Source organism: Oscillospiraceae bacterium, assembly GCA_015068525.1.
Classification (GTDB): domain Bacteria; phylum Bacillota; class Clostridia; order UMGS1840; family HGM11507; genus SIG450.
Genome location: SVKJ01000041.1, coordinates 1 through 8,377, shown reverse-complemented (window position 1 = coordinate 8,377; position 8,377 = coordinate 1). Strand labels below are relative to the sequence as shown.

Annotated in this window: 12 protein-coding genes; 4 read left to right on the top strand and 8 right to left on the bottom strand. The window is 30.4% G+C overall.

The annotated features are described in order from the left end of the window. Positions 1 to 238 precede the first annotated feature (238 nt). The 4 genes from E7419_08090 to E7419_08075 are packed head-to-tail and all read right to left on the bottom strand — an operon-like array spanning position 239 to position 2,705. Positions 239 to 733 (bottom strand): hypothetical protein, encoded by a 495-nt coding sequence (locus E7419_08090; GenBank protein MBE7015139.1) that lies wholly within the window; start codon positions 731 to 733, stop codon positions 239 to 241. 26 nt (positions 734 to 759) lie between these two features. Then, entirely contained in the window at positions 760 to 1,698 is a 939-nt protein-coding gene (locus tag E7419_08085; protein ID MBE7015138.1) for an ROK family protein, read from the bottom strand. A 17-nt stretch (positions 1,699 to 1,715) separates the two neighbouring features. Then, on the bottom strand, positions 1,716 to 2,093 hold the full coding sequence (locus E7419_08080; protein ID MBE7015137.1) for a hypothetical protein: 378 nt from the start codon (positions 2,091 to 2,093) through the stop codon (positions 1,716 to 1,718). After that, a complete protein-coding gene (locus E7419_08075) occupies positions 2,094 to 2,705 on the bottom strand; it encodes a zinc-ribbon domain-containing protein (GenBank protein ID MBE7015136.1) in 612 nt (203 codons plus the stop codon). A 168-nt stretch (positions 2,706 to 2,873) separates the two neighbouring features. Here E7419_08075 and E7419_08070 point away from each other — a divergent pair, with 168 nt between their 5' ends. The 4 genes from E7419_08070 to E7419_08055 all read left to right on the top strand — a co-directional run bounded on the left by E7419_08070 (position 2,874) and on the right by E7419_08055 (position 5,755). After that, positions 2,874 to 3,554, top strand: coding sequence for a hypothetical protein (locus E7419_08070; protein MBE7015135.1), 681 nt, complete (start codon positions 2,874 to 2,876; stop codon positions 3,552 to 3,554). A gap of 44 nt (positions 3,555 to 3,598) precedes the next feature. Next, complete coding sequence (locus E7419_08065; protein ID MBE7015134.1) at positions 3,599 to 4,516, top strand: TIGR01212 family radical SAM protein; 918 nt, start codon at positions 3,599 to 3,601, stop codon at positions 4,514 to 4,516. 28 nt (positions 4,517 to 4,544) lie between these two features. Then, entirely contained in the window at positions 4,545 to 4,952 is a 408-nt protein-coding gene (locus E7419_08060) for a TIGR04086 family membrane protein (GenBank protein MBE7015133.1), read from the top strand. Between the two features lie 119 nt (positions 4,953 to 5,071). Then, complete coding sequence (locus E7419_08055) at positions 5,072 to 5,755, top strand: phosphoribosylaminoimidazolesuccinocarboxamide synthase (protein ID MBE7015132.1); 684 nt, start codon at positions 5,072 to 5,074, stop codon at positions 5,753 to 5,755. A gap of 371 nt (positions 5,756 to 6,126) precedes the next feature. Here E7419_08055 and rplT read toward each other — a convergent pair whose 3' ends face one another. From rplT to E7419_08035, 4 genes are all read right to left on the bottom strand, one after another. Then, positions 6,127 to 6,480, bottom strand: coding sequence for a 50S ribosomal protein L20 (gene rplT, locus E7419_08050; GenBank protein ID MBE7015131.1), 354 nt, complete (start codon positions 6,478 to 6,480; stop codon positions 6,127 to 6,129). Between the two features lie 29 nt (positions 6,481 to 6,509). Beyond that, entirely contained in the window at positions 6,510 to 6,707 is a 198-nt protein-coding gene (gene rpmI, locus E7419_08045; GenBank protein MBE7015130.1) for a 50S ribosomal protein L35, read from the bottom strand. Positions 6,708 to 6,764: 57 nt separating this feature from the next. Beyond that, a complete protein-coding gene (gene infC, locus E7419_08040; GenBank protein ID MBE7015129.1) occupies positions 6,765 to 7,277 on the bottom strand; it encodes a translation initiation factor IF-3 in 513 nt (170 codons plus the stop codon). Between the two features lie 181 nt (positions 7,278 to 7,458). Continuing rightward, complete coding sequence (locus E7419_08035; GenBank protein ID MBE7015128.1) at positions 7,459 to 8,247, bottom strand: esterase family protein; 789 nt, start codon at positions 8,245 to 8,247, stop codon at positions 7,459 to 7,461. Positions 8,248 to 8,377 lie beyond the last annotated feature (130 nt).

Below are 8,377 nucleotides of genomic sequence, written 5' to 3'. Positions count from 1 at the left end.
ATATATCCTCCTTCGCCATTTAGGTATGCTTGAACAATTTCCATTTTAAATTCATAACTATATTTTGCCATAAAAAACCGACCTCCCAATTGTTAGAATTTTGGTCTAACAATTGGGGGTCGGTTCATACCCTTGCCATTTCACTTTGAATTATTAATATCTTTATTTATCAATATTCTAAAAATTTTTTAATTTTTTTGCGGTAGACCGACTTTTTCGACAGTCTGAGAAGTTGAGATTACTCAACTTCTAATTTTTGTTCATTACCCTTATATTTAAATATAAGAACATCTGGTTTTTCTTCTATTTCCAAATCACACACAAATGAAACCATCTTTTCTTCATTAGGTCCTACTTTTATATTTTCCTTACCGGTTTTATATTCGTAGTATTCTCCATAGTGAAATTTACCATTAACATCGGCAACTACAACTTCAGCCGAATGGTCAATATCTATATCGAATGACTCATTATTTTTTATTTTATAATTTACAACCAGGTATTTCCCGTCACTATTGGTTAATTTTACTTTTGTATCCCCGTCATTAAAATCTACCTGTATAGTTTCAATAATTTCCTCTGCCGAAATTTCCAGACTATCCAAAGAAAATTTTGACGGAAGTTTTTGTTCATTTTCAATTTCAGGCGGTACTAAAACTTCACTCGGAGTTTTAGTACATCCTGTTAAGATAACGAAAATTAAGCATAATACTAAAAACACCCTTTTTTTCATAAAAAAACCCCTTTTTTTAACATTGATTACATTACTGAAAGTGCCGCACCTATTATTCCTGCATCGTTAAACAGTCTGGCAATTTCAATTTTTGTTTTTTCAACGTAATTGTTGTATTTACAATCATAAACTATTTGCTTTATCGGGTTTAGAAGATAATCTCCTTCTTTTGAAATTCCTCCCCCTATAACAATTCTTTCAGGCTGGAATACATTTATAATAGAAATAAGACCTGTAGCAAGATATTTAATATAATTATCAACTACCTCTTTTGCAGTTTCATCGCCTGCTTTTGCACACTCGAAAGCAGTTCTTCCTGATACTTTTCCGTTTTCTTTTACCCATTTATGCATCATAGACTGAGGATTTTTATCCATAGCCTCTTTCGTGTTTCTTATAAGCGCAGTAACTGAAGCATATTGTTCCCAGCACCCATCACATCCGCAAGGGCAAGGTATACCGTTTATTTCTATTTTCATATGCCCTATTTCAGCACCTGCACCATTAAAACCGCTGTATATCTTGCCATCTATTATAATACCTCCGCCAATACCTGTTCCTAAAGTAACAAATATAAAACTATTAGAATTTTCTCCATACCTCTTATACTCGCCAAGTGCAGCAGCGTTCGCGTCATTTTCTATATTTATTCTGGTTTTAAACACTTGGGAAAGTCTTTCTCTTAAAGGAAAATTCGTCATTCCTATATTGCTTAAATGCTTAATAACGCCGCATTTATTGTCAACAATTCCGGGGCACCCTACTCCGACACCCTCTATATCAGATATTGTAAGATTTGCATCTTTTAAAACTTTCAAAGAAACATTTATCATATCGTTGATAATCTCTTCGCTATCTCGCTCTTTTAAAGTTGGGGTGGAATCTTTTTTTATAATATTCCCCTTTTCATCAACAATACCGGCTGCAATATTCGTTCCACCAAAATCAATTCCTAAATAGTACATATAATTCTCCTTTTTTCCTATAATTTATATAAAAACATTCCAAGTTTTAAAAACATCATACTTATTATAAGGGACCCTATTGTAACAGTCTGATTTATTATAATATTTTCATAAGTTGTTCCAAACAGGCTTACATTTAAAGTATTAAAAAAACACATCCTTATAACAGCAAATATTAAAACAATAAATGAAATCAAAAATGAAATCACAGAAGCAGTCTTTGAAATATTCTTTTTCTTTCTTTTTATCCTTCTTTTTCTTCTTATTTCTTCATTTTGATTTTTTCCGCAAAAAGTACAAAACTGCATATCTTCTTCTATAGTGTTCCCGCAAAATTTGCATTGTTTGGTATATGATGCAGGTTTTACTATAACTATATCTTTATTTTCTTCCATTTATATTCCTCCTATGTATAATTTCAAAAGAAGTAAAACAATTAAAAAACAAAAAACAATAATATTAAACACAAGCGAATATTTTGTTATCATCATTTTAAGTTTAGTAAGTGCAACAGGCTTTTTCATATATATATTATTCTTTCTCCTATAACAAAAAACATAACAACCAAATACAATATAGAAAATAATTACAGGAATATCAAGAATTAATGTCACACCCAAAACAAAGAAACTTATTGTACGAAGTATATAAATAACTGACGGAGCAATATAACTAAATGACATACCCTCTAAAATATATGAAAACTTTACTGAAATCTGATTTATATGATAGTTAAAACCAAACAGCATATTATTAAATTCTCTTAAAAAATATAAGGAAAATCCTATTGCAAATCCCAACAGTATCACACATACTAAAATATATACTATATTAAGTGAAACACTTTTAAAAAGATCATTTAAAAATCGCAGTTGATTTCTATTTTTTTTACCATCAACAACTAAATCTTTTGCCAACAAAGTCGTTCCGCAATATCCGCAAAATCTATTGTCAGAATCGTTCGACTTTTGGCAATGAGGACAAATCGTCATAAAAAAACCTCCCATCTTAGTTTAATTATACATAATATATGTATTAAAATCAATTAAAAAATTATAAACATTCTATTAAATATAAAAAAAATGTTGCATTAAAGACTAATTAATGCTAAAATATATCTTGAATGAAACTGTAAAGGTTTTAATAAATTTTATAATAAAAGGACGGTAAAAAAAATGGACACTAATAACTATATTGATTATATGGTTGATGAAGAAATTGATGTATACGCTGATAACAAAGAAAAAAACTACCCTGTTATGAAAATAATAGCGATGGTTTTAGGTATTCTTGGTGGATTGGGACTTATTTATTTTTCAATCGGAAATATTTTTCAGCCTTATTTTGAACAGTTTAAAATGTTTGAACAGTATAAAGAAATGGGAAATCCTATTCCATTTATGAATATACTTCCATTCTATTTAAGTATGTTTTTCGTTTCTGTTCTTGCACTTTCACCGATTGTTGGTTCTCTTCTTCCTGTTAAGTTTAAATCAACATCTTTAATACTTACTATGCTTCCTGTTTCATGGCAGACATTTGACCTTATCCCTACAATTATTTCTTACCTTTCACAAGGTGCACCTGTAGCAGAACTTAAAGTTCACTTTATAGTTTGTATTTCAGGTCTTTTATGTCTTACAAGCGCTATACTTACTGCTGTTATAAAATCAGGCAAAAAAGAAGCAGATGACGAATTCGAAGTAGAATATTACGAAGAATACGATGATGGTGTTGAAGAAATCAAAGAAGATATATATGAAGAAATTATTGAAGATGCAAAAGAAGAAGCAGGAGAACTGTTTGAAGAAGTTTTAGAAGAAGTAAAAGAAGATACAGAAGAAATAAAAGAGTAATTATATGAAAATGCCATTTTTAAAATGGCATTTTTTAGAATGATATTATGTATTATAAATATTCAGATTATCTTAAAGAAAAATATCACGAAAAAGTATATAAACTGCCTATAAATTTACCGCTTACCTGCCCTAACCGTGACGGCACTAAGGGAGTCGGCGGATGCATTTTTTGTTCTTCTGTCGGCGCAGGGTTTGAAACAAAAGAAAACACTGTTCCTATCGAAACTCAGATTACAGAAAATATGGAATATATAGGAAGTAAATATAAGGCAAAAAAATTTATTGCCTACTTTCAAAATTTTACCAACACTTATCTTCCTCCAAAAGTTTTTTATGAAAATTTAAAAAAAGTAACAAGATTTAAAAACATAGTTGAAATTGCGATTTCAACGCGCCCTGACTGTATACAAAAAGAACATCTTGATTACGCAAAAATGATAAAGGAAGAATTCGGAATTGAAATTATGTTTGAGATGGGTTTGCAAACAGCTAATGACAATTCTCTTAAAATTTTAAACAGAGGACATACCGTTTCCGATTTCAAAAAATCCTCCGAATTAATATTAAGTTATGGTTTTTTAGTTGGTGCGCATATTATTTTGGGGCTGTTTTGCGACACATTAGATGATGTTATTAATTCTGCATTATTTTTAAATGAATGCAAAGTTTCTAATGTAAAATGCCATTCTTTATACATCGTAAAAAACACACGGCTTTGCGATATGTATACAAATGGAGAAATAACTCTTAAAACCAAAGATGAATTTATAAATGAAGTAATTACATTCCTCTCATATCTCAACCCTGACTGCCCTGTTCAAAGACTTCTTGGCAGAGCACCTGAAGAAGAAACAGTTTTTGAAAACTGGGGACACAGCTGGAGAAAAATATTAAATGAGATTGAAGATAAAATGAAGAGAATAAATTTTAAGCAAGGGTATAAATTGGATACTAAATAAATATATTTTCTATAGGAGGGTTTAGAAAATGAATATTATTGATTTAAGAAGAGCGATTATAAGCAGTATTGTTGCTTTGATTTTAACTTTTGTTTTATTTATTGTATGTTCACTGCTTACTGCTTTATCTATAATTCCTGACAGTGCTGTAAGAACTATAACCTTGGTAATAACTGTTATTACCTCACTTATTGCAGGTTTTTTAACTTCGAGGAATGTTTATGAATATGGACTTTTAAATGGTATGGCAACAGGATTTATATTCTTTGTTGAATTATACATACTAAGCATAATATTAACTTTTAGTTTTTCATTTAACATACTGCTTTTTAAAAGTTTTCTGTCAATTATAATTGCTTCGGGCATAGGCGGAATTGTAGGAATAAATACAAGATCCAAAAGAAGAAGATCTACATATAAAAGAAGATACAGGTAATTTTAAAAAAAATTTGATTTTTTTTAAAAAAAATATATGCAAAATAAAAAAAATATGATAGAATATATTTTGTGATTATTTTTGTTAATAATTTATATTTTATAGAGGGAGTGCCACTTATGAAAAAAATTTACACAGGTAAAACAAAAGATGTTTACAGTTTGGAAAACGGTAACGTGTTACTGAAATTCAAAGATGACTGTACAGGTAAAGACGGAGTTTTTGATCCGGGTGAAAATACTGTTGGTCTTACTATTGATGGTATCGGAAAAGAAAACCTTAAAACTTCCATTCACTATTTTGAACTTTTGAAAAAAGCAGGCATCAAAACTCATTACGTTGGTGCAGATATTGATAATGCTACCATGGAAGTTCTTCCTGCAACTGTTTTTGGGCATGGATTAGAAGTTATATGCAGACTTGTTGCTACAGGAAGTTTTATAAGAAGATACGGAGAATATATTGAAGACGGTACTGTTTTAGACGGTGGATATGTTGAATGTACATTTAAAAATGATGCTTTAGGCGATCCTCTTGTTACAAAAGAAGGTCTTGCAGCTCTTAATGTTATGACACCTGAAATGTTTGAAAGTATGAAAGAACAAACTTTAAAAATCACAAAAATAGTTGCTGACGATTTGAAATCTATAGGTCTTGATTTATGGGATATTAAGTTTGAATTTGGTTATAACAATAACGAAGTTATTCTTATTGACGAAATCGCATCAGGTAATATGAGAGTTTATAAAGACGGTAAAATCGTTGAACCTGTTGAACTTACAAAACTTATTTTAGAAAGATAATTTTTGATAAAAATGTTAAAAACGCAAAACATTGTTTAATATGTTTTGCGTTTTTTTTAATAAAAAAAGGAGTGTCTTTCACCCCAAATATCTTTTTATTTTGCACGTTCCAGACAATTTTAACAACCATTTGTTTTGAACGGCTCGATGCCTTCCAAATGAATCAAGGGTTAGGGAAAATTGATTGGATTGGACGAAAATGTTCTCGTAGGCGTACGTTGTACGGTAGAGAGCATTTTCGTTCAAAGTGCAAAAATAAATTCCATAAATTTGATTTATCAAATTTATACCTTTAAAAAGAAATGGGATGCTTATGCATCCCAACTATTATTCTTTTTGCACGTTCCAGACAATTTTAACAACCCTTTATATTATAGGCTTGCTTTTGCCTTCTCTACCAATGCTTTAAAAGCCTGTTCGTCAGAAACAGCAATTTCTGCAAGCATTTTTCTATTAAGAGTAATGTTTGCTTTTTTAAGACCATTCATAAATTTAGAATAACTGATACCATTCATTCTTGCAGCAGCATTTATTCTTGCAATCCATAATTTTCTGAAATCTCTCTTCTTTTGTTTTCTTCCGATATAAGAATAAACTAATGATTTCATAACTGCCTGATTAGCAGTTCTATATAATTTACTTTTTGCGCCTCTATATCCTTTAGCTAATTTTAAAATCTTTTTATGTCTTTTTCTGGTGTTCATAGCACCTTTAACTCTAGCCATTGTAATTTACCTCCTATCTTTTATCAATCTTATTTGTAAGGAATTAATTTCTTAATTACTGCCTCATTTGCAGGACATGCATAAGAAATCTTTCTTAATGCTCTTTTTCTCTTAGTTGTTTTCTTTGTTAAAATGTGTCTTCTGTAAGCACTGGTTTTTTTAACTTTTCCAGATTTTGTTAAGCTAAATCTTTTTGCAGCACCTCTATGAGTTTTAATTTTTCCCATTTTCATTCGCTCCTCTCGACTTTAAAATATATTTATGCAATTTTAAAAATTGTTAACTTATGCTTTAGGCGCTAAGTACATCGCCATATTTCTGCCTTCCATTTTAGGTTGCTTTTCAACAACTGAGAATTCATTGGCACCTTCCATAAATCTTTCTAAAAGTTTTGCACCAAGTTCGGTATGCGCCATTTCTCTGCCCCTGAATTTAACAGATACTTTAACTTTGTTACCCGATTTTAAGAACTTTAATGCCTGATTTAATTTGGTGTTAAAATCATGAGTATCAATTGACATTGAAAGTCTTACTTCTTTAATACTGATAACTTTTTGATTTTTCTTAGATTCCTTTTCTTTTTTCGCTTGTTCAAATCTGTATTTCCCGTAATCCATAATACGACATACAGGTGGTTCTGCTTGCGGAGCAATCATAACCAGATCAAGATTTTTATTGTTTGCGATTTCTAAAGCTTCTGTTGATGACATAATACCAAGTTGCGAACCATCTGAATCTATAACTCTGATTTCAGCTCTTTTTATAGATTCGTTGATTTGTAATTCCTTGCTACTAATAGGAAAGCACCTCCATTTTTAAATTAAAAAAGACGAACAGAAATATTCCGCTCGTCAAAAAAATCATTTCTTTTAACCTTAAACACATATAAGCTTTAAGGTGAGAAGCGGAAAACTTCTTCTTGTTACCTGAATATATTACCATATAAACTCTTACTTGTCAATACTTTTTTATAAAAAATTATAATGGTAACCACTCAAGGACTCTCTTTATTGCATTATCCCAATATCCCCAGTTATGCCCTTCACCTTCAGTTTCTTCGTAGGTGTAATCAATCGGCAACTTTTCAAGATGTGCTTTTAGTTTAAGGTTATCCTGATACATAAAATCAGCTGTTCCGCACAACATTAAAATTTTAGGTAGTTGTTCTTTTAAATTTACTTTCATTTCTGACAATTTAAATAAATCGTCTTCTTTTGGAATAATCATTTCTTCTCCGAAAACAGGAATAAGAACTTCTTTAAAATCTCTGTATTCTTCGTCTTTTGGTTTACTTCTTTCAACAATATCAGCAACTGAGGAAAGACCTGCAGCATAAGAAAAAGCATCATTTTCTCTTAATCCGATTTTTAAAGCGCCATATCCACCCATGGATATCCCTGCAACAAAGGAGTCTTCCCTTTTTTCAGATATATTAAAAAATTCTCTTGCAATTTTTGGTACTTCCTTTGCGATATATGTATAAAAAGGATCACCATATTTCATATCGGTATAGAAACTTTTTTCTCCGCAAGGCATAATTACGGCAATTCCGTATTCAGTGGCATATCTTTCTATTGATGTTCTTCTTAACCATATACTTTCATCATCTGAAAGACCATGAAGAAGCAGTAAACTTTTATATTTTTCATCTTGACATTTATTATCAACACCGATTTGCCCTTCTGTACTTTTCTGAGGCAGTACAACATACATTGAACTGCATTTGCCAAGTGTTTGTGAAAAAAAGTTACATTTTATTAAAGCCATAAAAAATTCTCCTTGTATTATATAATTATAGTTTAAATATCCGTTTTTACGGATATATGCTATACTGTTTTAGATACTGTGGATTAGTTCAATTCTCCTACCACATGATGGTTTTTTTAAGGCTCTAACC

Bases quoted from the DNA above. Each gene is read 5' to 3' on its own strand.
- E7419_08090 (MBE7015139.1), bottom strand. From the start codon at position 733: ATGAAAAAAAGGGTGTTTTTAGTATTATGCTTAATTTTCGTTATCTTA.
- E7419_08085 (MBE7015138.1), bottom strand. From the start codon at position 1,698: ATGTACTATTTAGGAATTGATTTTGGTGGAACGAATATTGCAGCCGGT.
- E7419_08080 (MBE7015137.1), bottom strand. From the start codon at position 2,093: ATGGAAGAAAATAAAGATATAGTTATAGTAAAACCTGCATCATATACC.
- E7419_08075 (MBE7015136.1), bottom strand. From the start codon at position 2,705: ATGGGAGGTTTTTTTATGACGATTTGTCCTCATTGCCAAAAGTCGAAC.
- E7419_08070 (MBE7015135.1), top strand. From the start codon at position 2,874: ATGGACACTAATAACTATATTGATTATATGGTTGATGAAGAAATTGAT.
- E7419_08060 (MBE7015133.1), top strand. From the start codon at position 4,545: ATGAATATTATTGATTTAAGAAGAGCGATTATAAGCAGTATTGTTGCT.
- E7419_08055 (MBE7015132.1), top strand. From the start codon at position 5,072: ATGAAAAAAATTTACACAGGTAAAACAAAAGATGTTTACAGTTTGGAA.
- rplT (MBE7015131.1), bottom strand. From the start codon at position 6,480: ATGGCTAGAGTTAAAGGTGCTATGAACACCAGAAAAAGACATAAAAAG.
- rpmI (MBE7015130.1), bottom strand. From the start codon at position 6,707: ATGGGAAAAATTAAAACTCATAGAGGTGCTGCAAAAAGATTTAGCTTA.
- E7419_08035 (MBE7015128.1), bottom strand. From the start codon at position 8,247: ATGGCTTTAATAAAATGTAACTTTTTTTCACAAACACTTGGCAAATGC.